Source organism: Lysobacter enzymogenes, assembly GCF_017355525.1.
Lineage (GTDB): Bacteria > Pseudomonadota > Gammaproteobacteria > Xanthomonadales > Xanthomonadaceae > Lysobacter > Lysobacter enzymogenes_C.
The window spans coordinates 1,676,632-1,701,730 of the sequence record NZ_CP067395.1 but is presented as its reverse complement, the minus strand read 5'-3'; the positions used below and the strand labels follow the sequence as shown (position 1 = coordinate 1,701,730).

At 69.8% G+C, this 25,099-nt stretch carries 24 protein-coding genes and 4 tRNA genes; 11 read left to right on the top strand and 17 right to left on the bottom strand.

What is annotated here, in order from left to right; genetic code table 11:
• The first annotated feature begins 88 nt into the window (after positions 1–88).
• From csrA to JHW38_RS06955, 4 genes are all read left to right on the top strand, one after another.
• A complete protein-coding gene (csrA, locus tag JHW38_RS06970; protein WP_057948118.1) occupies positions 89–292 on the top strand; it encodes a carbon storage regulator CsrA in 204 nt (67 codons plus the stop codon).
• A gap of 88 nt (positions 293–380) precedes the next feature.
• A tRNA-Ser gene (locus tag JHW38_RS06965) sits at positions 381–473 on the top strand.
• Positions 474–598: 125 nt separating this feature from the next.
• Positions 599–675: transfer RNA gene (locus tag JHW38_RS06960), tRNA-Arg, on the top strand.
• A 452-nt stretch (positions 676–1,127) separates the two neighbouring features.
• A tRNA-Arg gene (locus JHW38_RS06955) sits at positions 1,128–1,204 on the top strand.
• Between the two features lie 349 nt (positions 1,205–1,553).
• Here JHW38_RS06955 and JHW38_RS06950 read toward each other — a convergent pair.
• The 14 genes from JHW38_RS06950 to JHW38_RS06885 form a co-directional block, all read right to left on the bottom strand.
• Positions 1,554–2,270 carry a response regulator gene (locus JHW38_RS06950; protein WP_207525250.1) on the bottom strand — a complete coding sequence of 239 codons (717 nt, stop codon included), beginning with the start codon at positions 2,268–2,270 and terminating at the stop codon, positions 1,554–1,556.
• Positions 2,267–4,987, bottom strand: coding sequence for a sensor histidine kinase (locus JHW38_RS06945; RefSeq protein ID WP_207525249.1), 2,721 nt, complete (start codon positions 4,985–4,987; stop codon positions 2,267–2,269). Before JHW38_RS06945 ends, JHW38_RS06950 begins: the two co-directional genes overlap by 4 nt.
• A 196-nt stretch (positions 4,988–5,183) precedes the next feature.
• Positions 5,184–5,411, bottom strand: a complete 228-nt coding sequence (locus JHW38_RS06940) for a hypothetical protein (protein WP_207525248.1) — start codon at positions 5,409–5,411, stop codon at positions 5,184–5,186.
• 182 nt (positions 5,412–5,593) lie between these two features.
• Complete coding sequence (gene kdpC, locus JHW38_RS06935) at positions 5,594–6,193, bottom strand: potassium-transporting ATPase subunit KdpC (RefSeq protein ID WP_207525247.1); 600 nt, start codon at positions 6,191–6,193, stop codon at positions 5,594–5,596.
• Positions 6,194–6,272: 79 nt separating this feature from the next.
• Complete coding sequence (gene kdpB, locus JHW38_RS06930; RefSeq protein ID WP_242691368.1) at positions 6,273–8,258, bottom strand: potassium-transporting ATPase subunit KdpB; 1,986 nt, start codon at positions 8,256–8,258, stop codon at positions 6,273–6,275.
• 116 nt (positions 8,259–8,374) lie between these two features.
• Entirely contained in the window at positions 8,375–10,090 is a 1,716-nt protein-coding gene (gene kdpA, locus JHW38_RS06925; protein ID WP_207525245.1) for a potassium-transporting ATPase subunit KdpA, read from the bottom strand.
• Positions 10,091–10,223: 133 nt separating this feature from the next.
• Positions 10,224–10,316, bottom strand: coding sequence for a potassium-transporting ATPase subunit F (locus JHW38_RS06920; RefSeq protein WP_057948112.1), 93 nt, complete (start codon positions 10,314–10,316; stop codon positions 10,224–10,226).
• Between the two features lie 14 nt (positions 10,317–10,330).
• Entirely contained in the window at positions 10,331–11,077 is a 747-nt protein-coding gene (locus tag JHW38_RS06915) for a TorF family putative porin (protein ID WP_207525244.1), read from the bottom strand.
• A gap of 555 nt (positions 11,078–11,632) precedes the next feature.
• Positions 11,633–12,490 carry an alpha/beta hydrolase family protein gene (locus JHW38_RS06910; RefSeq protein WP_207525243.1) on the bottom strand — a complete coding sequence of 286 codons (858 nt, stop codon included), beginning with the start codon at positions 12,488–12,490 and terminating at the stop codon, positions 11,633–11,635.
• On the bottom strand, positions 12,483–13,319 hold the full coding sequence (gene thiD, locus JHW38_RS06905) for a bifunctional hydroxymethylpyrimidine kinase/phosphomethylpyrimidine kinase (protein ID WP_207525242.1): 837 nt from the start codon (positions 13,317–13,319) through the stop codon (positions 12,483–12,485). Before thiD ends, JHW38_RS06910 begins: the two co-directional genes overlap by 8 nt.
• Before the next feature lie 156 nt (positions 13,320–13,475).
• Positions 13,476–14,156: a DUF5625 family protein gene (locus JHW38_RS06900; protein WP_207525241.1), complete on the bottom strand. Its 681-nt coding sequence runs from the start codon at positions 14,154–14,156 to the stop codon at positions 13,476–13,478.
• Positions 14,157–14,159: 3 nt separating this feature from the next.
• Positions 14,160–15,557, bottom strand: coding sequence for a PhoH family protein (locus JHW38_RS06895; RefSeq protein WP_207525240.1), 1,398 nt, complete (start codon positions 15,555–15,557; stop codon positions 14,160–14,162).
• A 142-nt stretch (positions 15,558–15,699) separates the two neighbouring features.
• Positions 15,700–16,185 carry a peroxiredoxin gene (locus JHW38_RS06890; RefSeq protein ID WP_207525239.1) on the bottom strand — a complete coding sequence of 162 codons (486 nt, stop codon included), beginning with the start codon at positions 16,183–16,185 and terminating at the stop codon, positions 15,700–15,702.
• 17 nt (positions 16,186–16,202) lie between these two features.
• Complete coding sequence (locus tag JHW38_RS06885) at positions 16,203–16,763, bottom strand: glycine cleavage system protein R (protein WP_207525238.1); 561 nt, start codon at positions 16,761–16,763, stop codon at positions 16,203–16,205.
• A gap of 372 nt (positions 16,764–17,135) precedes the next feature.
• Between JHW38_RS06885 and dapA the strand changes: the two genes are divergently transcribed.
• Positions 17,136–18,041, top strand: a complete 906-nt coding sequence (gene dapA / locus JHW38_RS06880) for a 4-hydroxy-tetrahydrodipicolinate synthase (RefSeq protein ID WP_207525237.1) — start codon at positions 17,136–17,138, stop codon at positions 18,039–18,041.
• Between the two features lie 19 nt (positions 18,042–18,060).
• Positions 18,061–18,582, top strand: coding sequence for a hypothetical protein (locus JHW38_RS06875; RefSeq protein WP_207525236.1), 522 nt, complete (start codon positions 18,061–18,063; stop codon positions 18,580–18,582).
• Positions 18,583–18,780: 198 nt separating this feature from the next.
• On the opposite strand, the gene JHW38_RS06870 is transcribed toward JHW38_RS06875, so the two are convergent.
• The 3 genes from JHW38_RS06870 to JHW38_RS06860 all read right to left on the bottom strand — a co-directional run bounded on the left by JHW38_RS06870 (position 18,781) and on the right by JHW38_RS06860 (position 20,131).
• Positions 18,781–19,410 carry a hypothetical protein gene (locus tag JHW38_RS06870; protein ID WP_207525235.1) on the bottom strand — a complete coding sequence of 210 codons (630 nt, stop codon included), beginning with the start codon at positions 19,408–19,410 and terminating at the stop codon, positions 18,781–18,783.
• A gap of 127 nt (positions 19,411–19,537) precedes the next feature.
• A complete protein-coding gene (gene fdxA / locus JHW38_RS06865; protein ID WP_074865034.1) occupies positions 19,538–19,861 on the bottom strand; it encodes a ferredoxin FdxA in 324 nt (107 codons plus the stop codon).
• A 194-nt stretch (positions 19,862–20,055) separates the two neighbouring features.
• Positions 20,056–20,131 (bottom strand) — tRNA-Glu (locus JHW38_RS06860).
• A gap of 159 nt (positions 20,132–20,290) precedes the next feature.
• Here JHW38_RS06860 and pcnB point away from each other — a divergent pair.
• The 5 genes from pcnB to panD all read left to right on the top strand — a co-directional run bounded on the left by pcnB (position 20,291) and on the right by panD (position 25,094).
• Complete coding sequence (gene pcnB / locus JHW38_RS06855) at positions 20,291–21,652, top strand: polynucleotide adenylyltransferase PcnB (RefSeq protein WP_207525234.1); 1,362 nt, start codon at positions 20,291–20,293, stop codon at positions 21,650–21,652.
• Positions 21,653–21,830: 178 nt separating this feature from the next.
• Positions 21,831–22,346 (top strand): 2-amino-4-hydroxy-6-hydroxymethyldihydropteridine diphosphokinase, encoded by a 516-nt coding sequence (gene folK, locus JHW38_RS06850; RefSeq protein ID WP_207525233.1) that lies wholly within the window; start codon positions 21,831–21,833, stop codon positions 22,344–22,346.
• 351 nt (positions 22,347–22,697) lie between these two features.
• On the top strand, positions 22,698–23,540 hold the full coding sequence (panB, locus tag JHW38_RS06845; RefSeq protein WP_207525232.1) for a 3-methyl-2-oxobutanoate hydroxymethyltransferase: 843 nt from the start codon (positions 22,698–22,700) through the stop codon (positions 23,538–23,540).
• Positions 23,541–23,698: 158 nt separating this feature from the next.
• A complete protein-coding gene (panC, locus tag JHW38_RS06840; protein ID WP_207525231.1) occupies positions 23,699–24,550 on the top strand; it encodes a pantoate--beta-alanine ligase in 852 nt (283 codons plus the stop codon).
• A gap of 163 nt (positions 24,551–24,713) precedes the next feature.
• Positions 24,714–25,094: an aspartate 1-decarboxylase gene (gene panD, locus JHW38_RS06835; protein ID WP_123647667.1), complete on the top strand. Its 381-nt coding sequence runs from the start codon at positions 24,714–24,716 to the stop codon at positions 25,092–25,094.
• Positions 25,095–25,099: the final 5 nt, after the last annotated feature.

The window sequence follows — 25,099 nt, the reverse complement described above, 5'->3', positions numbered from 1 at the left end:
TTCACGTTTGTGTACAAATTGAAGCATTCTTCCGCATGGAAAGAATGCCACCGCCGGTGCCTAGGGTGCCGGCTCGAGGAGGTTTTCAATGCTGATCCTGACGCGTCGCGTCGGCGAAACCCTGATGATCGGCGACTCGGTGACGGTCACCGTGCTCGGCGTCAAGGGTAACCAGGTGCGTATCGGTATTACCGCACCCAAAGATGTCGCAGTCCATCGCGAGGAGATTTACCAGCGCATTCAGCGCGGCGAGGACGCGTCGGACGATTCGGGCAAACACACGGGCGGCTGAGAAAAAAGTTCGCCTGAAGTGTTGCAGCGGATATTGCTGTAATTCAGGCGAGCCGTTATGATTGCCGCCCGCATCGCTTCAAAGATGCGGAGAGTTGCCCGAGTGGCCGAAGGGGCTCCCCTGCTAAGGGAGTATAGGGTCAAAAACTCTATCGAGGGTTCGAATCCCTCACTCTCCGCCAGTTGTACCGAGAGCCGCCATCGGCGGCTTTTATTTGCCGGCACGTCCAAGGCGACGCGGTCGAGTCGGCAAAGGTTCGGAGAATGTTGACGGAAGGCACTTTGTCCGTCATAATTTTCCAACTAAGCGCCCGTAGCTCAGCTGGATAGAGCACCAGGCTACGAACTTGGGGGTCGGAGGTTCGAATCCTTCCGGGCGCGCCATATTGAGAAGCCGGCAATCGCAAGATTGCCGGCTTTTTCTTTTGTGCGGATTCCGCGAAGCGTTGAGGCGTTGAGGCGTTGAGGCGTTGAGGCGTTGAGGCGTTGAGGCGTTGAGGCGTTGAGGCGTTGCAGCGTCGAAGCGTCGAAGCGTCGAAGCGACCAGCTAACAGCGACGAAATGTTTGGAGCGCTGTGGCGTCGAGGCATCGCAGCTCCCTCCCGATGCTCTTACGTGTCGAGAGCCACGAACGCGCCGGCGCTCGCCGCATCGAAACTTCATCGTGTTGTCGCGACGCTCTCGTTCGCGCGCGGATGCGAACGAGGTTCGCGACCGCATCGAAAGCGCGCGCCGTCTTTGCGGCGGCGACGTTCTTGCACGATATGTCGCAATGCCGTCGCAGAGCCGCAATGGAGCTTCCCGTCGCGTGAATTACACGTCATAATTGCACTCAGGCGCCCGTAGCTCAGCTGGATAGAGCACCAGGCTACGAACTTGGGGGTCGGAGGTTCGAATCCTTCCGGGCGCGCCATCATCGAAGAAGCCGGCAATCGCGAGATTGCCGGCTTTTTTCTTTTCCGCAACACGAATGTCGGCGCGAGTCCCGATGCAGTCTGTAGGAGCGGCGCAAGCCGCGACTGCGCCAACACGAACGCCGGCGCGAGTCCCGATGCGGGCGCCGGCAGGAACACGGCCCGTACGGTTCTCGTCTGCGCAGCGAACGCCCGCTGCCGGCGGGCAGCGTCGCGTTTGCGTGCTTGCGCCGTGTCTTGGAGTCCGCAGTCGCGGCTTGCGCCGCTCCTACAGGGAGATACGGGCCATCCGCGCTGGTGGGCGATGTCGTCGTCCGGCGCCGCGCTTGCGCAGGTTCCGCGCGCAACTCAATGCTTGTCGATGAACCGTAACCCCACGCCCGGTTCGGTCGCGATATAGCGCGGCGCGGCGGCGTCGTCGCCGAGTTTGTGGCGCAGCTTGCCGACCAGGATGCGCAGATAGTGGGTGTCTTCCTGGTGGGTCGGGCCCCACAGTTCGCGCAGCAACTGCGGCTGGGTCACGACCCGGCCGGCGTGCTGGAACAGCAACGCGAGCAGCGCGTATTCCTTGCGCGCCAGCACCACCGGTTCGCCGTCCAGATGCACTTCGCGCCGGGCCAGGTCGATGCGCAGGCGGCCGTCGTCGAACACCGGCAGGGTCTCGCCCTGCGGGCCGTGCGCGCGCAGCAGGGCCCGCACGCGCGCCATCAGTTCCTGCACGCCGAAGGGTTTGGTCACGTAGTCGTTGGCGCCGCCGTCGAGCGCGGCGACTTTTTCCGCTTCGCTGGAACGCACGGTCAGCAGGATCACCGGTACGCCCGACCATTGGCGCAGTTCGCGCAGCACGTCGTGGCCGTCGCGGTCGGGCAGGCCGAGGTCGAGGATCACCAGATCGGCGCCGCGCGTGGCCAGGCTCTCCAGGCCGGCGTTGCCGGTGTCGGCCAGATCCACCGCGTAGCCCTGCGCGCGCAGGGCGATGTCGAGGAACTTGCGGATCTGCGGTTCGTCGTCGATCACCAGCACGCGCGCGGGCGCGGCGGTGTGGGGGGCGTGGTCCTCGGTCATGGCGCGGGGGCGGCGTCGGCCTTGGGTTCGGGTTCGATGGGCGGCAGGGTAATGCGGATCGTGGTGCCGCGGCGACCCTGGTCGTCGGGCTGGCCGGGCAGGGCGACCACGCTGCCGCCGTGGGCGCCGATCATGCCCTGGCAGATCGCCAGTCCCAGTCCGGTGCCCTGGCGGCCGCGGTCGCCGCGCTCGACGCTGTAGAACATGTCGAAGATGCGCGCGCGTTCGTCCTCGGGAATGCCGGGGCCGCGATCGCTGACGTCGATGCGCAGCAGGCGGTCCGGGCCGCCGGGCTCGCCGTCGACGCGGCGCGCGTCGATCGTGACCGGTGCGTCGGGCGGCGAGAACTTGACCGCGTTTTCCAGCACGTTGAACAGCGCCTGCTCGACCAGCGCCGGATGCACCCAGATCGGCCCCAGGCCCGGTTGCAGGCGCACCTCGAAGCGCGCCGCCGGCTCATAACGCTGCAGGCGCGTCACCGCCGAACCGATCAGCTCGTCCACGCCGATCCAGTCGCGGTTGAGGGCGAGGCCGCCGTGGCCGAGCCGGGTCATGTCGAGCAGGTTCTGGATGTAGCGGTCGAGCCGCTCGCCTTCGATGCGGATGGTTTCCAGCAAGGCGTGGCGGTCCTCGCGCGGCATCGCTTCGGCGTAGTTGTCCAGACTGCTGGCCGCGCCGATGATCGAGGCCAGCGGCGAGCGCAGGTCGTGCGAGACCGAGGACAGCAGCGCCGAGCGCAGGCGTTCGGTCTCGCCGCTGACGCGCGAGTCTTCCAGGTCGGCGACCAGCCGCGTGCGCAGCACCGCCTGGGCGATGTCGTCGGTCATCGCCTCGGCCAGCCGGCGCTGCTCCGGCCCGAGCCGGGTCAGCGACGGCGGCAGGCGCAGGCCGACCAGTCCCGCCGCGGGCTTGTCGCCGGCGTCGCCGGCCAGCGGCAGCAGCCACCAGTCGGAACCCGACAGCGTGTCGGTGTAGCGCCCGGCCGGCTGGCGGTGCTTGAGCGCCCAGTCGGCGGCGGCGCGGTCCTTGTCGCTGAGCTCCGGCAGGTTCGCTCCGCCGAGCGGCGCCTTGCCGATGTAGACGAACACTTCCGCGCCGAGCGAGCGCTTGAGCGCGCGCTTGCCCGCGCGCATGACCTGGCCGGCGTCGGCGGCGACGGCCAGTTCGCGGCCCAGGGTCTGCAGTTCGGTGGCGTGGGCGTTGGCCGCGCGCAGCGCCACCACCTGCATGCGCAGCTTCGAGGCCAGCCGCCCGGCGACCAGCGCGGCGATCAGGAACAGCGTCACCGTGGTCACGCCCTGGCGCGCGCCGATCAGCAGGGTGTAGCGCGGTTCGATGAAGAAGAAGTTGTAGGCCAGAAAGCACAGCGCCGAGGCCAGCACCGCGGCGGTCATGCGGGTGCGCGCGGCGACCACGACCACCGCGACGATGAACACCAGCGACAGGTCGTCCAGGCCGATCCAGCGTTCGGCGAACCAGGCCAGGATCACCGCCATCGCCACCGCGAACACCGCCAGCGCGGCGTCGCTGCGGCTCAGCAGGCCGCGCAGGCGGCCGCCGTTCTCGCGCAGCGAGCGGCGCGCGCGGGCGCGCGCTTCGGGCGTGCTGACGATGGTCAGTTCGTAATGCGCGCCGCGCTGGATCAGCTGCTGGGTCAGGGTGCGGTTGACCATGCGCGCCAGCGGCCGTTCGCGGGTGCGGCCGAGCACGATCGTCGACACGCCGGCGCGTTCGCCGTGATCGAGCAGGGCGTCGACGATGCTGTTGCCGTGCAGGACCACGGCTTCGCCGCCGAGCCGGCGGGCCAGGGCGAAGGCGCGGTCGAGCTCGCCCTGGCGCTGCGGATCCGGCGCGTCGCCGGTCTGCACGGTGACCACCAGCCACGGCGCGTCGCGGCGCTCGGCCAGGCGCCGCGCCACCCGCACCAGGTATTCGGATTGGCCGAGGCCGTCGATGGCGACCATCACCGCGCGCCGCAACGGCACCCCGGGCAGGCCGCGCGCGGTCTGCGCTTCGCGCAGGTCGCTGTCGACGCGGTCGGCCGCGGTCTGCATCGCCAGTTCGCGCAGCGCGGTGAGGTTGGACGGCGAGAAGAACGCCTGCAGCGCGTGCGCGGCCTGTTCGGGCACGTAGACCTTGCCTTGCTGCAGGCGCTCGATCAGCTCGCGCGGCGGCAGGTCGACCAGGACGATGTCGCGCAGGCGGTCGAACAGCGCATCGGGCACGGTCTCGCTGACGCGCACGCCGGTGATGCGGTGGACGACGTCGTTGAGGCTTTCCAGGTGCTGGATGTTGACCGTGGTGTAGACGTCGATGCCGGCGTCGAGCAGCTCCAGCACGTCCTGCCAGCGCCGCTCGTGGCGGCTGCCGGGGACGTTGCGGTGGGCGAGCTCGTCGACCAGGGCGACCTTGGGCTTGCGCGCGAGCAGGGCGTCGAGGTCCATCTCCTCGAGCGTGCGGCCCTGATAGTCCTGGTGCTTGCGCGGCAGCACCTCCAGGCCTTCGACCAGGGCCGAGGTTTCGGCGCGGCCGTGGGTTTCGACGATGCCGACCACCGCGTCTACGCCGCGGCGCTGCAGTTCGCGCGCGCGGCCGAGCATGGCGTAGGTCTTGCCGACGCCGGGCGCGGCGCCGAGGAAGATGGTGAGGCGGCCGGCGCCTTGGCGTTGCAGTTCGCCCATCAGGGCATCGGCTTGGGCGCTGCGGGGGTCGCTCATCGGTCGGGATCTTTCCAGGCCAGGCCGGGCGGATGGGGGCCGGCGGCCGCCCCTGTCGCGCCGATGCGCGGACCGCATCGGCGCGGGACTCGCGCGCAGCATGTCGCCTGGGGCTGCGGCGCGCAAGCCGGCGCGGCGCGGACCCGATCGGGCCGCGCCGACGCCGATGCCGGCTCGGGAACCGGCTGCGGAGCGATTACCGCGGGTTGCCCGGATTGGCCGGGTTGCAGCCGTTCTCCTGCCAGCAGGTCTTGTACATCGCCTGACACAGGGTCGGGTTTTCGCCGGAGGCCAGACAGCGGTCGCGTTCGATCCCGCATTCCACGCACGGATACGTCGCGGCATAGGCGAAACCGATGCCGAAGGTGGCGACGCCGGCCACGGCCAGCAGCATCGCCTTCTTTCCTGCGAACAAACGCTTCATGTGCTTTTCTCCTTGACGCCAGATCGTTCTGGCGAGTCGAGCCTAAGAGCCCGCATTCGCACAGAACGAATCGCGTTCGCAGTTCTACCGATCGCAACAGTTGCGATTTTGACAGTTGTTTTTTCGCGCCGGGCGAGGCCGGCGGCCGCGTCGCGCGGATCGGCGTTGCGGCGCGCGCACGTTCAGCGCGCCGCATCCAGCGCGAGGTTGAGTTCGAGCACATTGACGCGCGGTTCGCCGAGCGCGCCGAACTGCGGCGCTTGCGTGTGCTGCGCGATCAGCGCTTCGACCTTGGCGAGGTCGAGCCCGCGCGCCTTGGCCACGCGCGCGGCCTGCACCTGCGCCGAGCGCGGCGAGATGTGCGGGTCGAGGCCGCCGCCGGATTGGGTCGCCAGTTCCGCCGGCACCGCGCTTTCGGCGATGCCTTCGCGCTTGGCGATCGCCGCGGTTTCCTCGGCCAAGCGCTTGCGCAGGTCGGGGTTGCTGCGCGCCTGGTTGCTGCCGGAGGCGGCCATCGGATCGTACTTGGCCGCCGACGGACGCGGCTGGAAGTAGCGCGCGTCGGCGAACGGCTGGGCGACCAGCGACGAGCCGACGGCGCGGCCGTCGCGTTCGACGATCGAGCCGGTGGCTTGCGATGGAAACGCGACCCGGCCGAGCGCGGTGCCGGCCAGCGAATAGGCGAGGCCGAAACCGATCAGGGAAACGACGGCGTAGAGCAGCGGCGCGCGCAGGGATTGGCGGTCGTCGATGCTGGGAGCGCAGCTGGGTTGGGTGGTCATGGTGGTGTTCCTTGCGGTGTTCGAGGGCGTGGCCCTCACCCCAACCCCTCTCCCGCGAGCGGGAGAGGGGCTTTCGGATTCAGAAGATCGCGGAGAGCGCCAGGTCGATCAGCTTGATCGCGGCGAACGGCAGCAGCACGCCGCCGAGGCCGTAGACCAGCATGTTCCGGCGCAGCAGCGCGACCGCGGTGGCCGGCTTGAAACGCACGCCGGCCAGGGCCAGCGGGATCAGCGCGGGAATGATGATCGCGTTGAAGATCAGCGCCGCCAGCACCGCATTGGCCGGGCTCGACAGATGCATGATGTTGAGCGCGGCCATCTGCGGAATCGCCGCGGCGAACAGCGCCGGCAGGATCGCGAAGTACTTGGACACGTCGTTGGCCAGCGAGAACGTGGTCAGCGCGCCGCGGGTGATCAGTTGCTGCTTGCCGACTTCGACCACCGCCAGCAGCTTGGCCGGATCCGAATCCAGGTCGACCATGTTGCCGGCTTCCTTGGCCGCCTGCGTGCCCGAGTTCATCGCCAGGCCGACATCGGCCTGGGCCAGCGCCGGGGCGTCGTTGGTGCCGTCGCCGACCATCGCCACCAGGCGGCCGCCGGCCTGCTCGGCGCGGATGCGCGCGAGCTTGTCCTCGGGCCGGGCTTCGGCGATGTAATCGTCGACGCCGGCTTCCGCGGCGATGGCGGCGGCGGTCAGCGGATTGTCGCCGGTGATCATCACCGTGCGCACGCCCATCGCCCGCAGCCGCGCGAAGCGCTCCTTGACCCCGTGCTTGACCACGTCCGACAGTTCGACCACGCCGAGTACGTAACGGCCTTCGGCCACCACCAGCGGAGTGGCGCCGCCGCGCGCGACCTGTTCGATGCGCGCGGCCAGTTCGGCCGGCACGTCGCCGCCGAGCGAGCGCACGTAATTGCCGATCGCGTCGCCGGCGCCCTTGCGGATCGAACGCGCGCCGCCTTCGTAGTCGTCGGGCAGGTCGACGCCGGACATGCGCGTCTGCGCGGTGAACTGCAGGTAGTCGGCGCGCTCGGGTTCGGCCACGGCGCTGTGCTGCTCGCGCGCCAGGCGCACGATCGACTTGCCTTCCGGGGTCGGATCGGCGAGCGAGGCGAGCAGGGCGGCGTCGCGCAGCTGCGAGCGGTCGATGCCGGCGAGCGGATGGAACGCGGTGGCCTGACGGTCGCCGTGGGTGATGGTGCCGGTCTTGTCGAGCAGCAGCACGTCGACGTCGCCGGCCACTTCCACCGCCTTGCCGGATTTCGCCAGCACGTTGGCCGACAGCGCGCGGTTCATGCCGGCGATGCCGATCGCCGGCAGCAGGCCGCCGATGGTGGTCGGAATCAGGCAGACCAGCAACGCGATCAGCAGCAGCGGGTCGAGCCTGGCGCCGACGAAGCCGGCGAAGAACGGCAGGGTCGCGACCACGATCAGGAAGGTCAGGGTCATCGCCGCCAGCAACATGGTCAGGGCGATTTCGTTCGGCGTCTTCTGCCGGTTGGCGCCTTCCACCAACGCGATCATGCGGTCGAGGAAGCTCTGGCCGGGTTCGGCGCTGACTTCGATCACGATCTCGTCCGACAGCACCTTGGTGCCGCCGATCACGCCGGAGCGGTCGGTGCCGGCCTCGCGCAGCACCGGCGCGGATTCGCCGGTGACCGCCGATTCGTTGATCGTGGCCACGCCCTTGACGATTTCGCCGTCGGCCGGCACCAGTTCGCCGGCCGAGACGACGACCCGGTCGCCGGGCTTGAGCGTGGACGCGGCGACGCGGGTTTCGTTGCGGCCGACGGTGTCGAGCTTGCGCGCGACCAGATCGCGGCGGGCGGCGCGCAAGGACGCCGCCTGGCCGCGGCCGCGCGCTTCGGCGACGGCTTCGGCGAAGTTGGCGAACAGCACGGTGACGAACAGGATCACGGTGACCGCCGCGCCGAAGCCGGCGTTGCCGGGGACGAAGATCGTGATCAGCGCCGACAGCACGGTGCCGAGCAGGACCACGGCCATGATCGGGCTGCGCACGGCGTGGTGCGGGGCGAGCTTGACGAAGGATTCGCGGATCGCCATGCGCAGGCCGGCGGCGTCGAGGCCGGCGACGGCGCCGCTGCGGCGCTGTGCGCCCAAGTGCCCAAGGCGCTCTTGAGCGCCGTGACGGATATGTTGGTTGTTCATAAGGCGTTACCTCACAGAGCCTTCGCGAGCGTCAGGTGGTCGGCGATCGGGCCGAGCACCAGCGCGGGCATGAATTGCAGGACGGTCAGGATCACGATCACCGCGATCAGGGTCAGCGCGAACGTCGGCGTTTCCGCATGCAGGGTGCCGCCGCTTTCCGGCGCCACGCGCTTGCGCGCGAGCAGGCCGGCGACGGCCAGCGGCACCAGCAGGGCGGGGTAGCGGCCCAGCGCCAGCACCGCGGCGCAGCTCAGGTTCCACCAGTACGTCGCATCGCCGAGCCCTTCGAAACCCGAACCGTTGTTGGCGAACGCCGAGGTGTACTCGTAGAACACCTGGCCGATGCCGTGGAAGCCCGGGTTGGAATTGCCGGTGATCGAAGGAATCGCCAACGTGATCGCGCTGAAGCCCAGCACCACCAGCGGCTGCAACAGGATCAGCAGCGCCAGCAAGCGCACTTCGGGCGCTTCGATCTTGCGGCCGAACAGTTCCGGCGTGCGTCCGGTCATCAGCCCGGCGAGGAACACCGACAGCAGCAGATAGACCAGGAATTGCTGCAGGCCGCAGCCGATGCCGCCCCAGATCGCGTTGATCAGCATGTTGACCATCGACACGCCGCCGGTCAGCGGCGCCAGCGAGTCGTGCATGGCGTTGACCGAACCGTTGCTGCTCTGCGTGGTCAAGGCCGACCACAGCGCCGAATCGCTGGCGCCGAAGCGGGTTTCCTTGCCTTCCATCAGCGCCACGTCGTTAGTGGTGGCCGAGTACGCTTCCGACCACACCGACAGGCCGGTCGACACCGTCGACATCAGCAGCATGCTGCCGAACACCAGCGCGGTGAGTTTGCGCCGGCCGGTGAACGGGCCGATCATGAACGTCACCGCGACCGGAATCAGGATCAGCGCCAGGGTTTCGATCAGGTTCGAGAACGGCGTCGGGTTCTCGAGCGCGACCGTGCTGTTCGGGCCGTACCAGCCGCCGCCGTTGGTTCCGAGCTGTTTCGCGGCGACCATCGCCGCGACCGGGCCGACCGGAATCTTCTGTTGCTTCAGCTCAGCGCTTTGGTCCAGCGGCGCGACCGTCGCACCGCTCTGCAGCGTCGACGGCACGCCCTGCCAGGTCAGCAGCAGCGCCCACACCAGGCACAGCGGCAGCATGAAGCGCAACGTGGCGCGGGTGACGTCGACCCAGTAATTGCCGAGGTCGCGGGTTTCGCCCTCGCGCGCCGGCGCGCCCGGCGCGGCCATCGCCTGACGGCCGCCGAACAGGCCGCGCAAGGTCGCCGCGACGATGCCCAGGCCCATCATCGGCGTCACCACCTGCAGGCCGACGATGCCGACCATCTGCGAGAGATAGCTCAGCTGGGCCTGGCCGGAGTAGTGCTGCTGGTTGGTGTTGGTGAGGAACGACACCATCGTGTGCAGCGCGGTGTCCCAGCGCATGTTCGGCACGGCGTCGGGGTTGAACGGCAGCCAGGCCTGGGTCATGAACAACACCCAGACCAACACGGCGAGCACGGCGTTGCTGAGCGCGAACGCCAGCGCATAGCCGCGCCAGCTCATGCCGCGCGACGGATCGGTGCCGATCGCGCGGTAGATCGCGCGTTCCAGCGGCGCGAACAGCGGATCCAGGCGCGAGCGGTCGCCGCGCATGACCCGCGCCAGATACAGGCCCAACGGCCAGCCCAGGCCGACGGCCAGGGCGAAGACGAGCAAGATTTCGATCATGACGAACACCGGACGGTGGTGGGGCCGCGTCCGCGCATCCGGCGCGGCAACGGCCTGGCGCGCATCCGCTCAAACGGCGGACGCGCGCAGGAGAATGGAACCGCGGCGCGTTCCTCATGCCGCGGGCGCGCCGTCAGAAATCTTCGGGGCGCAGCACGACGTAGAGCAGATAGGCGGCGGCCACCAGGACCGAAATCGCGCACAGCATCGAGAGCCAGCCGGGCATGGTCGTGTCTCCTGTCAGAAGGACGCCTGGACCGCGGCTTCGACGCGCGAGCCGGCCAGGGAATCGCCGAAGATCCGCTCGGCGTTGCGGTCGGTGCCGTGCGCGGTCAGGCGCAGTTCGAACGGGGCCTTGAACGCCCAGATCGCGCTGAGCTGACCGTGGCTGTAGCTGCGGTCGTAGACGTCGTCGAGGAAGTAGTGGCCGACCGCGGCTTCGAAACGCAGCGCGTCGTTGACCGGGAAGCGCGCGCCGAGCTGCGAATAGACGCCGCGATGCTTGCTGCCGAGCGCTTCGTTGGAATACGCCAGCGACAGCCAGTAGTTGTCGCGGTACGTCGCCGTGCCGTTGAGCTCGGTCCAGTTCAGATCGACCGTGGTCGAGGGATAGCGGTAGTGCAGGACGTTGAGGTCCAGCGCCCAGTCCGGCGCGATCTTGCCGGCCCAGCCGACGGTGAAGTCGAGTTCGCTGCTGGCGTGGGTTTCAGGGGCGAATTCGACGCCCGAGCCCCACACCGAGGCGTAGAAGCCGCTGCGGTGCGCGGCCTTGAAGCCGACTTGCGCGGCCGGGTCGCCCTGGCTCTGCGAGCTGCCGCGCCAGACGTAATCGCTGGTCAGCGCGGCCGAGCCGCTGAGGGTGAAAGCAGGCGTTTCCTCGGCCCGCGCATTCGCGCCCAGCGCGAGCAGGCCGAGGCCGGCGCAGGCGGCCAGCAGCAACGGCGTGGCGGCTTCGCGGCGGCGGAACAGGTGGTGCGACGACGACATGGAAGTATCCGGGAAGAAGCGAACGAGGCCGGTTCGGCCACGTGTTCATTCTCGGAAGGCAGGGCGTAAAGCCGCTATTTCGTGATCGGCGTCGCCGCGTAAATTCGGCGTAAAAGATCGCGCCGGCGGCGTAAATGTCGGGCAGGGTGCGAGGAGAACGGCGGCAGGTTGGCTTCGCTGCGTCGTCACCAGCCGTCATCCCCGCGAAGGCGGGGATCCAGATACTTCAGAGTCATGCCTGGGTAAATCCCTGGATTCCCGCGTTCGCGGGAATGACGGTAGGTGGGTTGCGTCGCGCCTGTTTCAGTCGTCATCCCCGCGAAGGCGGGGATCCAGAGACTTCAGAGTCATGCCTGGGTAAATCCCTGGATTCCCGCGTTCGCGGGAATGACGGTAGGTGGGTTTCGCCGCGCCTGTTTCAGTCGTCATCCCCGCGAAGGCGGGGATCCAGAGACTTCAGCGCCATGCTTCGATGAAGCCCTGGACGTTCGGCTTCTCCGAAGTAAATGCGGAGCCCGCGTCCGCGGGAACGACGGAGGGCCACCCAACAAACGACTAGCGCAGCAACGCCTCGACTACGGCATCGGGCCGCTTCATCCAGGCGAAATGATCGGCGCGAACGCCCAACTCGAGCGCTCCCAACTCCACGGTTTCGACCCGCGCCAGCGGCAGTTTGCCGAGCAGGAAATCCTGCGACGCCCGCGGCACCAGCCAATCGTCGTCCATGCGCACCGCGCGCGCGTCCACGCGCACCTGCGCCATGCCGGCTTCGATGTCCGCCTCGATGCCGCGCGCGGCGTAGACGCCGCTCAGCGCGGTGCGGCCCCAGTCGCGGATCAGGCCGCGCGCTTCGTTGCCGCCGAAGCCGATGCGGCGGCCGGGCAGGGTGCCGTTGACCTGCGCCAGCCACGGCAGGAAGCGGTAGATCAGCGGCATCGCCAAACGCTGCGGCATCGGCCACGTCGGCCAGTACGGCGCGCCGCTCGCGGCCAGCCACAGCGCGGTGGGAATTTGCGGATCGTTGTGCAGCGCGGCCAGGCCCAGGCGCATGCACGCCATCTGCCCGCCGAGGCTGTGGCCGCCGACGATGCGGCGCACGCCGGGCAGCGCGGCGGCGACCGCGGCGTCGCTGGCCGGCAGGTCGGCGAGCAGCAGTTCGCGGTAACCCCAATCGACGGCGCGGCTGGCGCGCAGCGTGCTGCTGCCGTTGCCGCGCCATTCGTGCACGAACACGGCGATGCCGCGCGCGGCCAGCGCGTCGGCGAAGGTCTGGTAGTGGCGCGCGGCCACGCCGAGCGCCGGCAGCCACAGCAGGCTGGCGCTGGGGCGCGGCGGGATCGCGCAGCTCAGCGACCAGGCGTGGCCGTCGCTCGCGGCCAGCGTGCGTGGCTCGCGGTCGATCGGCTCAGCCATGCGGAGCGGCGCCGAAATGATCGAGCACCAGCACCTCGCCGCGGCCGGGCTTGTAGCCCTGGCGCAGCGCGCGGTGGACGTAGTCGGCGGCGGCGACGCAGGCGTCGTCGAGCGAACGGCCCAGGCACAGGTTCGCGGCGACCGCCGACGCCAGCGTGCAGCCGGTGCCGTGCGCGTCGACTTGCAGGCGCGGATGGACGATCTCGCGCGGCGCTTGGCCGGGTGCTGCGAACAGGTCGACCACGTCGCCGTCGCCGGGCAGGTGGCCGCCCTTGAGCAGCGCCGCGCGCGCGCCGAGCGCGAACAAGCCGTCGAGCGCCGCGCGCATCGCGTCGCGGTCGGCGATCGGCGCGCCGATCAGCAATTCGGCTTCGGGCAGGTTCGGCGTGACCACGCTCGCCATCGGCAGCAGCCGCGTGCGCAGCGCGTCCAGCGCCGAAGGTTCGAGCAGGCGCGCGCCGGAGGTGGCGACCATCACCGGATCCAGCACCAGCCAGCGCGGCCGGTGCCGCTCCAGCGCGTCGGCGACGGCGTGGATGACCTCGGCGGTGGCGAGCATGCCGAGCTTGACCGCGCGCACGTCGAAGTCGTCGAAGCAGGCGTCGATCTGCGCGCGCAGAAAGCCGGTGTCGGGCACGTGCACCGCGCTGACTCCGCGGGTGTGCTGCGCGGTCAGCGCGGCCAGCGCGCTGAGGCCGTGTACGCGGTGCGCGGCGAAGGTCTTGAGGTCGGCCTGGATGCCGGCGCCGCCGCCGGAATCGGAGCCGGCGATGGTCAGCGCGGATGCGACGGAGAAGGGGGCAGTGGATGCGGTGGAAATTGCGCTCATGGCGCAAGCGTAGCGAAAAGCGCAGGGCGCGGCAGCGCCGACTCGGGCGCGATGGCGGACATGGCGCGCGCTGCGAGGCGCGGCTCGTGCGGGCGCGCGCTTGGGAGAGGGCGCGCCAGCGTGTGGGCGCGGCGGCGCGAAGCCGCCACGCGCGACTCAGACCATCGCCGCGGCGCCGCGCCGCGAGGCCCACCAACGGCGCAAGCCGAACCACCCCAGCAGCGCCGCCGCGATCGCCAGCAACGGATCGAGCGGCAGGCACAGCAAGCGCCCGAACCACGCCCACTCGGTCTGCCAGCTGCTGCTGGCCTTGGGATTCAGCCCGACCAGCACGCGCGCCGGCACGCCGGCCAGTTCCGGCACCGGGCGGGCGATGCGCACCTGCAAGCGATACTCGCCCGGCGGCGCGGCGAAGCTCGCCACGGAGCGGGAGAATTCGTCGCTGTTCCAGCCCGACACGTCCTCGGTCGCCTTTTCGCCGGCGGCGACGACGCGGCCGCTGTCGATCTCGCTCAGCGACCAGCGCACCGGCACTTCCAGCCCGGCCGATACCCGCTTGCCGTCGCGATAGACCGGCTGCTCCAGCAGCGCGCGCAGGCGGTCGTAGTCGCTGCCGGCGGTCAGGAAGCGCAGTTGCATGCGGTGGCTGTCGCGCGCGCGCAGGCGGATGCGCTGGTCCAGCGCGCCGCCCGCGGCGACCGCGATCGGCGCGTCCAGCGGCGGCGCCTGCAGATCGTCGGCCCAATATTCGAATCCGACCCGCGCCAGCAGCAACGCGGCGAACGCCGCCAGCGCGAATCGGAATCCGGACCACGACGTCCTTGTCGTCGGCGGCATCCTTTACAAAACTTCCGACGCGTAATCGGCCAGGCGCGAACGCTCGCCGCGGCGCAGGGTCACGTGCGCGCTGTGCGCCCAGCCCTTGAAGCGGTCGACCGCGTAGGTCAGGCCCGAGGTGGTCTCGGTCAGGTACGGCGTGTCGATCTGCTCGACGTTGCCGAGGCAGACGATCTTGGTGCCCGGGCCGGCGCGGGTGATCAGCGTCTTCATCTGCTTCGGGGTGAGGTTCTGCGCCTCGTCCAGGATCAGCCAGCGGCTCAGGAAGGTGCGGCCGCGCATGAAGTTCATCGAGCGGATCTTGATCCGCGAGGCGAGCAGGTCGTTGGTCGCCGCGCGGCCCCAGGCGCCGCCGTCCTGGTTGTGGGTCAGCACTTCCAGGTTGTCGGTCAGCGCGCCCATCCACGGGGTCATCTTTTCTTCCTCGGTGCCGGGCAGGAAGCCGATGTCCTCGCCGACGCTGACCGTGGCGCGGGTCATGATGATCTCGCGGTAGCGCTGCTGGTCCATCGTCTGCGCCAGGCCCGCGGCCAGCGCCAGCAAGGTCTTGCCGGTGCCGGCGGTGCCGAGCAGGGTGACGAAGTCGACCTCCGGATCCATCAGCGCGTTGAGCGCGAAATTCTGCTCGCGGTTGCGCGCGCTGATGCCCCACACCGCGTGCTGGTGATGGCGGAAGTCGTCGACGATCTGCAAGGTGACGCGTTCGTCGTTGACCTTGGTGACGCGCAGCTCGGACTCGTCGTCGCCGGGCAGGTACAGGAACTGGTTCGGGTACCAGTCGTCGTTCTCGGTGCGGGCGATTTCGTAGAAGGTGCGGCCTTTCTCGGTCCAGGACTTGAGGTCCTTGCCGTGGCTCTGCCAGAAGTCTTCCGGCAGCGCGGTCGCGCCGGTGTAGAGCAGGCTGAAATCGTCGAGCGCGCGGTCGTTCTCGTAGTCTTCCGACACGATCCCGGCGATCGAGGCCTTGATCCGCAGATTGATGTCCTTCGACACCAGCACCACCGGCGCGCCCGGGTCGCTTTCCTTCAGCGCGAGCACCGCGCCGAGGATGTGGTTGTCCGGGATGACCGTGCCGAAGCGCTTGCCGGCGTCGAAGGAATCGGTCTGGAAGCGCAGCTTGCCGATGCTCTGCGCGCCGCGCAGCTGCAGGCCCTGCGGCCGCACCAGCGAGATGCCGCTGGAGATCTTGTCGGTGCCCTCGGCCTCGATCAGCTCGTTGAGGAAACGGCTGACCTGGCGCGCGTTGCGGCTGGCTTCGGAGGTGCCTTTCTTGCCGTTGTCGAGCTCTTCGATGACCTGCATCGGCAGGTAGACGTCGTGCTCCTCGAATTTGAACAGCGCGGTGGGATCGTGCATCAGCACGTTGGTATCCAGCACGTAGATGCGCTTGCTTCGTGTCATCGACAGCTCCGCGGGAGTGTGGCGTGGCGGCACGCCGGGGGAAAAACGATCGGGGTCGCGCAGCGCGCGCCGGCTTGCGCGCACGGCAGCGCCGCCGTGGCCCGCGGGGCGGGACGGCGGCGCGTCGGGGAAAGGGGCGGCCTCACTGGGCGGCGTGTTCCTTGAGTGCGGCGAGGACGGCTTCGGCATGCCCGGCGACTTTCACCGGACGCCATGACTGCACGATGACGCCTTTCGGGTCGATCAGGAAGGTGCTGCGCTCCACGCCCATGTACTTGCGGCCGTACAGCGATTTTTCCTTGATCACGCCGAAGGCGTTGCACAAGGTCTCGTCCTTGTCGCTGACCAGGTCGAACTTGAAGCCCTGCTTGGCGCAGAAGTTCTGGTGCGACTTGACCGAGTCGCGCGACACGCCCAGCACGGTGGCGCCGGCCTTCTTGAACTTGGCCAAGTGGGCGTTGAAGTCCAGGCCCTCGGTGGTGCAGCCGGGCGTGCTGTCCTTGGGGTAGAAGTAAAGCACCAGCCAGCCGCCGGCGTAGTCCTTGAGCTTGACCGTTTCGCCGCTGGACAGGGCCAGGTCGTAATTGGGCGTTTTGCCGCCGTAAGCGCGATCGCCGGTGTCGAGCATGGTTGCCAGCTTACCTCTCAGAACTTCATCGGATCCATGATGGCGTCCAGGTTCAAGTGGTCGCAGAACTCGAGGAAATCGTCGCGCAGCGCGGCGATGTGCATGCTCGAAGGCACGCCGATCGTGATCTGGGCCGAGAACATGTCCGCCCCGGTCTGCATCGCGCGGTAGCGCGAGCAGTGCAGGCTTTCGATGGTGATGCCCTGGCGGTCGAAGAAGTCGGCCAGCTGGAACAGGATGCCGGGCTTGTCCGCGGCGACGACTTCGACGATGTAGGGCAGCAGGCTGGACTGCACCTGCTTGGCGCCGGTGCGGTACCACACCAGCTTGAGGCCTTCCTCGCGCTCCAGCCGGGCCATCATCGCCTCGAGCTTGGCGACCGAATCCCAGGAGCCCTGGGCGAGCGCGGTCACCGACACGTCGCGTCCGACCGTGGCCAGGCGCGCGTCGACGAGATTGCAGCCCGAATCGGCGATCCGGCGCGTCACCGACAGCAGCGGCGACTCCGGATGCGTCGTATAGGCGTTGATCAGGAGGTGGTTATCGTTCGGCGACGGCCGGGAAGCGGAATCGGTCAAGGCGGCGCCTGCAAGGGGAGCGATGTCGGCTCGGAGAATGAACGGCGGCCCGGACGCGGGACGCGACTGCGGGTCAGCATACTTGCCCGCGCTTTCGCGCCGCAAGTAACATCGCCCGGTGTATGGCCGTCCGCAGGCAGCGTTTCGTGCCCGCAGGCCGGTTTAGACTGGACCGCTTTCGCAGGCCCGTTTCAGCGATGCCCTCCGCTCCGCCGCGATCGACCCGCGCCGGCCCGGCCCGGGCGCGCCGCGGCGGTCCCGAACCCCGCTCCAGAGTTTGCCTGCCCCAGAGTTTGCTTGTTCCGCCCGTCTTGCCCGTTCCGCCCATTCGCGCCCGCGCCCGCGGCCGCACCAGCCCACAGGGTTCCAACCTTGCGACTTACCGGCAGCATCACCGCGCTGGCGACGCCGTTCACCGCGTCCGCCGAACTCGACCTGGACGCCTGGCGCTCGCTGCTGGCGAAACAGCTGGAGGGCGGCACCCAGGCGCTCGTGGTCGCCGGTTCCACCGGCGAGGCGGCGGCGCTGTTCGATGCCGAGTACGACACCCTGTTGCGCAGCGCGGTCGAATTCGTCGCCGGGCGCGTCCCGGTGCTGGCCGGCACCGGCCAGTCCAACACCGCCAAGACCATCGAACTGAACCGGCGCGTGGCCGCGCTCGGCGCCGACGCGGCGCTGGTGGTCGCGCCGCCGTACGTGCGCCCGACCCAGGCCGGCCTGCTCGCGCATTACCGCGCGATCGCCGACGACGGCGCCTTGCCGGTCGTGCTCTACAACGTGCCCGGCCGCACCGGCTGCGACCTGCTGCCGGCGACCGTCGCCGAACTGGCCGGCCATGCGCGCATCGTCGGCATCAAGGAAGCGGTGTCCGACCCGCAGCGCATGAGCGAACTGCTGGCGCTGAAGTCCGAAACCTTCGCCGTGCTCAGCGGCGACGACCCGACCGCGTGCCGGGCCATGCTGGCCGGCGCCGACGGCATCGTCTCGGTCGGCTCCAACGCGATGCCGGCGGCGTTCCGCCGCCTCGCCGACCTGGCCCGCGCCGGCAAGCGCGGCGAGGCCGAGGCCTGGGACGCGCGCCTGCGTCCGGCCTACGATTTCCTCGGCGTCGAACCGAACCCGATCCCGGTCAAGGCGCTGCTCGCCGCGCAGGGCCTGGGCCACGGCCTGCGCCTGCCGTTGCAGACGCTGTCGTCCGCGCACGCCGACGCGCTGCGCCGCACCGCGGCGCTGGCCGCCGAACTCGAACACCTTGGCCGCGCCGATCTGGCGGCCTGAACCCCTGCAGGAGATGCTCATGCGTTCCAACGTTTCTCTGTCCCGTGCGGTCGTCGCCGGTCTGTTGCTGGCGGTGGTCGCCACGTCGGGCTGCAGCTGGTTCCGCAAGGGCAACAAGCTGTATGCCGAAGCGCCGGAAAACCGTCCGCTGGAAGTGCCGCCGGACCTCGACCAGCCGCGCACCGACGGTGCGATGGCGATCCCGGGCTCGGCGACCGCGTCGGGCAACCGTCCGACCCAGGCTCAACCGGGCGTGCCGGCGTCCTCGGCGCTGGGCTTCACCCTCAGCGGCAACCGCGACGACGCCTTCAACAAGGTCGGCGAAGTGCTCGGCAAGACCGAGGGCCTGACCATCGCCAGCCGCGCCCAGCTGCTCGGCGCCTACGACGTGAACTACCAGGGCGGCAACTTCCTGATCCGGGTCAGCGCGGTGGAAGCCGGCGCCTACGTGTCGGCGGTCGATCCGCGCGGCCTGCCGGCGTCGGGCGCGGGCCCGACCAAGCTGATCGGCGACCTGAAGACGGCGCTCGGCGGGCGTTGATCGTCCGGCTTCGGCCGAATGCGGAAACGGGCGCCGAGGGCGCCCGTTTTCGTTGGTGGGGACAGGTTCGCCGCGGCTTAGCCGAAGGCATCGGGCCTGATCGTTCTCCCGCGACGGCAGGGGCGCCTTGGCGGGCCCGCGCTTGCGGCAGGGCCTCAGGCTCGACGCCTCGCTTCCGGCGGCTCCGCCGTCTGCCGCTCAGCGCACCGCCAACCGGCTCATCCCTTCGTTCAACATCAGCCGCATCGCCCCGGCGCGTTGCGCCAGCGGCTGATCGCCCAAGGCATCGAGCAGCCACGCGAACGACTGGCAGCGCGCCTGCCTGGAGGCCTCGTCGGCGCCGTCGGCGTTGAGCCCGGCGCCGAAGCCGTCGTGCAAGATCATCGCCCGGGCCGCGGCCGACTTCAGCGACTGCTTCGCGCCGGCGCCGTCGTAAGGCTGGCGCGGGCTCTGCAGGCCGCTCGCGGCGATCTCGATCAGCGCATTGCCGAAGCGCTGGTGGCTGTCGGGACTGAGCCGTTGCGCCGCCGCCATCAGCGCCTGCGCGCTGCGGTCGGCGCGCGGATCGAACAGCGCGCACAAGGTCGCGGCGTCGGCGCGGTCGCGCGAGGCGCTGCGCAGGGCCTGGAGCAGGCCGTCGATGCGATCGTCGGGCGCGCGCATCAGGGTGTCGTTGGCGCTGGCCATGATCGCGGCCGGATCCAGCCGCGACAGGTCGAGTTGCGACAGATCCAACTGCGAGAGATCGAACCCGCGGTGCTGGGCGCCGGTCGCGGCGGGGGTGAGGCAGAGCGCGAGCAGCAGGCCGAACGGCAGGAGCTTGGACATGGCGGCGCGGCGTGAAGGGACCGCGGCCAGTCTAGGCGCGCGCGGATGAACGCATCCGCGCCGAAAACCCGGCAGTTTCAGGGTGTTGCGGAACTTTTTCGCGGCGCCGCGGCGGCCGCGGCCGGGCTCAGCGTTCGAGCAGGTCGATCTTGCCGGTCTTGCCTTCCCAATCCTTGGCGTCGGCCAGGGCGTCCTTGCGCGTGGTGATCACCGGCCAGGCCTTGGCCAGCTCGGCGTTGAGGGCGACGAAGCCTTCCTGGCCGGCCGGCACGTCGTCCTCGGGGTAGATCGCGTTGATCGGGCATTCCGGCTCGCACAGGGTGCAGTCGATGCACTCGTCCGGATCGATCACCAGGAAATTCGGGCCTTCATGGAAACAATCCACCGGGCACACCTCGACGCAGTCGGTGTACTTGCACTTGATGCAGTTCTCGGTGACGACGAAGGGCATGGCTGGGTCCTGTGGTGGTCCGGTTACGTGGCAGGCCGGGCGGCCGATAGTTTAGCCATTCGCGCCGCGCCGGCCCAAGGCCGCGCGTGGCGTCTGGCGCGGCCCCGGCGCGCTCGCCCGCGAACGCAGGCGAGGGGCCGGGAAACGAAAAAGCCCGCGCGAGGCGGGCTTGTTCTGCGACCGAGTCGCTTGAATGGCGCTCCCTACGGGATTCGAACCCGTGTTTTAGCCTTGAGAGGGCCACGTCCTAGGCCTCTAGACGAAGGGAGCGATGATGCTTCCGGCGGGGGCTCCGGCGACCGGAGGCTTCCTGGCGGACCGCCCAGTCTCTCAATCCTGTGCGGCCTGCTAGTATATGCGCCGCCGCAGCCTCCGGCAACGGCCTGACCCGATTGATTTCTTTCAGATAAGGCGGCGCGTCCGCGTTCGATGCAAGCCGACAATTACTCATCCCCTATCCCGACTTCGCTGCGGGTCATCCCGCGCGATCAGCACAATGTCTCGCGCAAGGACATCAGCCCGAACGCCTTGCGCGTGCTGTACCGCCTGCGCGACAGCGGCTTCGGCGCCTACCTGGTCGGCGGCGCGGTCCGCGACATCCTGGTCGGCGGCCATCCCAAGGACTTCGACGTGGCCACCGACGCCACGCCCGAGCAGGTCAAGGGACTGTTCCGCAACTGCCGCCTGATCGGCCGTCGCTTCCGCCTGGCCCACGTGGTCTACGGCCGCGAGATCATCGAAGTGGCGACGTTCCGCGCCAACATCGACGACGGCAGCGGCGACCGCGAGACCGACGACGGCGGCCGGCTGCTGCGCGACAACGTCTACGGCAGCATCGAAGACGATGCGGTGCGCCGCGATTTCACCGCCAACGCGCTGTATTACGCGGTCGAGGATTTCTCGGTGCGCGACTACGTCGGCGGCTTCGAGGACGTGCAGAACCGTTTGATGCGCCTGATCGGCGATCCGGAAACGCGCTACCGCGAAGACCCGGTGCGGATGCTGCGCGCGGTGCGCCTGGCGGCCAAGCTCGGTTTCGAGATCGAACGCGGCACCGCCGAGCCGATTCCGCACCTGGCGCCGCTGCTGGCCGAAGCCGCGCCGGCGCGCTTGTTCGAGGAATGCCTGAAGCTGTTCCTGTCCGGCCACGCGGTCGAGAGCTTCCTCGGCCTGGAGCGCTACGGCCTGCTGCCGGCGCTGCTGCCGGAAAGCGCCGCGGCGCTGAAGTCCAACCGCAGCGGCGCGTTGCGGCGGATGGTGCTGGAAGGGCTCAAGGGCACCGACGCGCGCGTCGCCGCCGACGAGCCGGTGTCGCCGGCGTTCCTGTTCGCGCTGCTGCTGTGGCCGGCGTATTGCCGCGACCTGATGGGCCTGCAGGCGCAGGGCGTGCACACCGCCGAGGCGCAGCGCCGCGCCGCCGACCGGGTCACCCTGCATCAGCTCGCGACCATCGCGCTGCCGCGCCGGTTCTCGCTGCCGATGCAGGAGATCTGGCTGCTGCAATCGCGCTTCCAGCAGCGCCAGCGCAAGCGCGTGTTCCGCTTGCTGTCGCATCCGCGCTTCCGCGCCGCGTTCGATTTCCTCAGCCTGCGCATGGCCGCGTCCGCCGAACACGCCGGCGACGTCGAGTTCTGGCGCGAGGCGCAGCAGCATCCCAACGAATTGCTGGCGCAGCAGGAAGCGCAGGCGCGTTCCGGCGAGGACGGCGACGAGGAGGGCGGCGAAGGCGGCGCTCCGCGCAAGCGTCGTCGGCGCCGTCGCGGCGCGCCGGTCGGCAACGCGGCGGAGTAACGCGCCGCGCTGCGGCGCCGGCGCGGTTCGCGCCGGCCCGCTGCATCGTTTGGGGTTGCCCGATTTCCGTTAGCCGGTTCCGTTTCGTCGATGTCGCGCCGCTGCGCGCGGGCCCGTTTCGCGGCCCGCGCGGACGCCGCGTTCGCAGTCCATCCGCCGTCCGTCCGCGCCGCACGCCATGACTTCCCTCGTTTCCGCCTACATCGGTCTGGGCAGCAACCTCGGCGACAGCGCCGCGGTGCTGCGCGCGGCCGTGCGCGCGCTCGCCGGCCTGCCCGGTTCGCGACTGGTGTGCGCCTCGCGGCTGTACCGCACCGCGGCCTGGGGCCGCACCGACCAGCCCGACTTCCTCAACGCGGTCGCGCAGCTGGACACCGCGCTGCCGGCGCGCGAGCTGCTGGCGGCGATGCTGGGCATCGAACGCGATGCCGGCCGCGCGCGCAGCGCCGACGGCAGCGATCGCTGGGGCCCGCGCACGCTGGACCTGGACCTGCTGCTGTACGGCGAGGCGACCATCGCCGAAGCCGGCCTGCACGTGCCGCACCCGCATCTGCACGAGCGCGCGTTCGCGCTGGCGCCGCTGGTGGAGATCGCGCCGGACGTCGCGATCCCCGGGATCGGCCCGGCGCGCGAGGCGCTGGCGCGGATCGACCTGGGCGGCATCGAAGCATTGCCGCCGGAAAACCCCCTGTAGGAGCGGCCCCCTGTAGGAGCGGCGCAAGCCGCGACCGCGCCAACGCAACTGCGGCGCGACTCACGCGATCGCCGCAGACGCAAGACTGCGTTCGCGAATGGGGCGCGCGTCGACAGATCGGGTACCGGCCGCACAGTTCGCGGGGTTTCGCCGTGGCTGAGTTGGCGCGGTCGCGGCTCGCGCCGCTCCTACACGGGGCGAACGGGGCTGCGCGTGTTTGTGCGGGTTGCCGACCGGCTTGCCCGCGCGTGGCGGCGCGACAGCGTTGCAGCGGCGAGGGCCGCCAGCGCGCGGCAACCTGCTAAGTTAAGCGACCTCCCCACCACGTCCGTCGCCACCGGACTTCCGCCCATGTACACCTCGGCTCCGACCGACGCCACGCCTTCCGAGAAGCGCAAAGCCTGGACCGTGCCCATGCTCGCCGACGCCAAGCGCGAAGGCCGCAAGCTGGTGATGCTGACCGCCTACGACGCCAGTTTCGCCCGCACGATGGACGCCGCCGGCACCGACCTGGTGCTGGTCGGCGATTCGCTCGGCATGGTCGTTCAGGGACACGCCAGCACCTTGCCGGTGACTGCGGCCGATATGGCCTACCACACCGCCTGCGTCGCCCGCGGGCTCAGCAAGGCGCTGCTGATCGCCGACCTGCCGTTCGGGTCCGACGCTACGCCCGAACGCGCGCTCGACGCCTCCATCGCGCTGCTGCGCGCGGGCGCGGCGATGGTCAAGATCGAAGGCGCCGGCGAGCACAAGCTCGAAGCGATCCGCTTCCTGGTCGAGCGCGAAATCCCGGTCTGCGCCCACCTCGGCTTGACCCCGCAGTCGGTGCTGCGCCTGGGCGGCTACAAGCTGCAGGGCCGCGACGACGCCACCGCGGCCAAGCTGCGCAGCGACGCGCGCGCGGTCGCCGCGGCCGGCGCCGCGCTGCTGGTGCTGGAATGCGTGCCGACCGGGCTGGCCGAGGCGATCACCGCCGACCTGGCCATTCCGACCATCGGCATCGGCGCCGGCCCGCATTGCGACGGCCAGGTGCTGGTGCTGCACGACCTGCTCGGGGTCAACTCCGGCCACCGCCGGCCCAAGTTCGTCAAGGACTTCCTGGCCGAGGGCGGCTCGGTCGCCGGCGCCTTCGCCGCCTACGGGCAGGCGGTGCGCGACGGCAGCTTCCCCGACGCCGCGCATTCCTACGACTGAATCGCGGCGCGCCGGCGCGGCCTGGAAATCCGCGGCCGCCGGCCCCAGCTTCGAACCATCGACCGGCCTGGGCTCCAGGCCGTCGCCGATTCCGTAACCGGCGCCGCGCGCGCCGGCCCGTCGCGCACGGACCGCGCCGTCACTCCACGAGTTACCGCATGCTGACCGTCGATCAACTGGGCGCCCTGCGTTCCACCCTGCAGGCCTGGCGCGCGTCCGGCCACAGCGTCGCCTTCGTGCCGACGATGGGCAACCTGCACGAGGGCCATCACTCGCTGATCAAGCTCGCGCGCGAGCGCGCCGACCGGGTCGTGGCGAGCGTGTTCGTCAATCCGACCCAGTTCGGCCCGAACGAGGATTTCAGCCGCTACCCGCGCACCCCCGAGGCCGACGCCGAAGGCCTGCGCGCGTCCGGCTGCGACCTGCTGTGGCGGCCGTCGGTGGAGACCATGTATCCGTACGGCGCCGAGCGCACCGTGCGGATCGCGGTGCCGGGCGTGACCGAAACTCTCGAAGGCGCGCACCGCCCGGGCCATTTCGACGGCGTCGCGACCGTGGTCGCGCGCTTGTTCAACCAGGTGCGTCCGGACGTGGCCGTGTTCGGCCGCAAGGACTACCAGCAGCTCGCGGTGATCCGCTACATGGTCCGCGACCTCGCGTTCGGGCTGGAACTCGTCGCCGCGCCGACCCGGCGCGAGGCCGACGGGCTGGCGATGAGCTCGCGCAACCAGTACCTGTCCGACAGCGAACGCGCGCGCGCGCCGGAGATCCACCGCGCCCTGCAGGCGATGCGCGAAGCCGTCCAGGCCGGGCAGGGACGCGAGGCGGTCGAGGCCGCCGCCGCGCGCCGGCTCGCCGAGGCCGGTTTCGAAGTCGATTACGCCGCGCTGCGCCGCCCGGACCTGAGCCTGCCCGAGGCCGGCGAGCCCGGCGACGGCGAGCGGGTCGCGCTGATCGCCGCGCGCCTGGGCCGGACCCGGCTGATCGACAACCTCGAATTCGCGGTCTGAGCGATCTGCGCCTGAACAGGGCTCCGGCCCGGTTCCGGGGCGGCCCAGGGCGGGAAAGCTGCGTTGCGTCCCAACTCCGTCCAGGCCATGTTGCAGCGCGCCATGCGCTGCTAGACTTCAAACCCTTCGCGCCCGCGCGTCCGCGGGCCCACGAGTGACCGACATGCAACTGAATCTGCTCAAGGCCAAGATCCACCGCGCCACCGTCACCCACGCCGAGCTGCATTACGAAGGCTCCTGCGCGATCGACGGCCGCCTGCTCGACATCTCGGGCATCCGCGAGTACGAGATGGTGCACATCTACAACATCAACAGCGGCCACCGCTTCTCGACCTACGCCATCCGCGGCGAGGAGGGCAGCGGGGTGATCTCGGTCAACGGCGCGGCCGCGCACAAGGCCCAGCCCGGCGACCTGGTCATCATCTGCGCCTACGGCATCTGCGACGAAGCCGAGGCGGCCAAGTACAAGCCGACCCTGGTCTACGTGGACCGCCACAACCAGCTGACCCACACCAACCACTCGATGCCGGCACAGGCCGCCTGAGAACC

What these genes read in the sequence shown, in the direction of transcription:
- csrA (WP_057948118.1), top strand. Translation starts at nt 89, where the DNA reads ATGCTGATCCTGACGCGTCGCGTCGGCGAAACCCTGATGATCGGCGAC.
- JHW38_RS06950 (WP_207525250.1), bottom strand. Translation starts at nt 2,270, where the DNA reads ATGACCGAGGACCACGCCCCCCACACCGCCGCGCCCGCGCGCGTGCTG.
- JHW38_RS06945 (WP_207525249.1), bottom strand. Translation starts at nt 4,987, where the DNA reads ATGAGCGACCCCCGCAGCGCCCAAGCCGATGCCCTGATGGGCGAACTG.
- JHW38_RS06940 (WP_207525248.1), bottom strand. Translation starts at nt 5,411, where the DNA reads ATGAAGCGTTTGTTCGCAGGAAAGAAGGCGATGCTGCTGGCCGTGGCC.
- kdpC (WP_207525247.1), bottom strand. Translation starts at nt 6,193, where the DNA reads ATGACCACCCAACCCAGCTGCGCTCCCAGCATCGACGACCGCCAATCC.
- kdpB (WP_242691368.1), bottom strand. Translation starts at nt 8,258, where the DNA reads ATGGCGATCCGCGAATCCTTCGTCAAGCTCGCCCCGCACCACGCCGTG.
- kdpA (WP_207525245.1), bottom strand. Translation starts at nt 10,090, where the DNA reads ATGATCGAAATCTTGCTCGTCTTCGCCCTGGCCGTCGGCCTGGGCTGG.
- JHW38_RS06920 (WP_057948112.1), bottom strand. Translation starts at nt 10,316, where the DNA reads ATGCCCGGCTGGCTCTCGATGCTGTGCGCGATTTCGGTCCTGGTGGCC.
- JHW38_RS06915 (WP_207525244.1), bottom strand. Translation starts at nt 11,077, where the DNA reads ATGTCGTCGTCGCACCACCTGTTCCGCCGCCGCGAAGCCGCCACGCCG.
- JHW38_RS06910 (WP_207525243.1), bottom strand. Translation starts at nt 12,490, where the DNA reads ATGGCTGAGCCGATCGACCGCGAGCCACGCACGCTGGCCGCGAGCGAC.
- thiD (WP_207525242.1), bottom strand. Translation starts at nt 13,319, where the DNA reads ATGAGCGCAATTTCCACCGCATCCACTGCCCCCTTCTCCGTCGCATCC.
- JHW38_RS06900 (WP_207525241.1), bottom strand. Translation starts at nt 14,156, where the DNA reads ATGCCGCCGACGACAAGGACGTCGTGGTCCGGATTCCGATTCGCGCTG.
- JHW38_RS06895 (WP_207525240.1), bottom strand. Translation starts at nt 15,557, where the DNA reads ATGACACGAAGCAAGCGCATCTACGTGCTGGATACCAACGTGCTGATG.
- JHW38_RS06890 (WP_207525239.1), bottom strand. Translation starts at nt 16,185, where the DNA reads ATGCTCGACACCGGCGATCGCGCTTACGGCGGCAAAACGCCCAATTAC.
- JHW38_RS06875 (WP_207525236.1), top strand. Translation starts at nt 18,061, where the DNA reads ATGCGTTCCAACGTTTCTCTGTCCCGTGCGGTCGTCGCCGGTCTGTTG.
- JHW38_RS06870 (WP_207525235.1), bottom strand. Translation starts at nt 19,410, where the DNA reads ATGTCCAAGCTCCTGCCGTTCGGCCTGCTGCTCGCGCTCTGCCTCACC.
- fdxA (WP_074865034.1), bottom strand. Translation starts at nt 19,861, where the DNA reads ATGCCCTTCGTCGTCACCGAGAACTGCATCAAGTGCAAGTACACCGAC.
- pcnB (WP_207525234.1), top strand. Translation starts at nt 20,291, where the DNA reads ATGCAAGCCGACAATTACTCATCCCCTATCCCGACTTCGCTGCGGGTC.
- folK (WP_207525233.1), top strand. Translation starts at nt 21,831, where the DNA reads ATGACTTCCCTCGTTTCCGCCTACATCGGTCTGGGCAGCAACCTCGGC.
- panB (WP_207525232.1), top strand. Translation starts at nt 22,698, where the DNA reads ATGTACACCTCGGCTCCGACCGACGCCACGCCTTCCGAGAAGCGCAAA.
- panC (WP_207525231.1), top strand. Translation starts at nt 23,699, where the DNA reads ATGCTGACCGTCGATCAACTGGGCGCCCTGCGTTCCACCCTGCAGGCC.
- panD (WP_123647667.1), top strand. Translation starts at nt 24,714, where the DNA reads ATGCAACTGAATCTGCTCAAGGCCAAGATCCACCGCGCCACCGTCACC.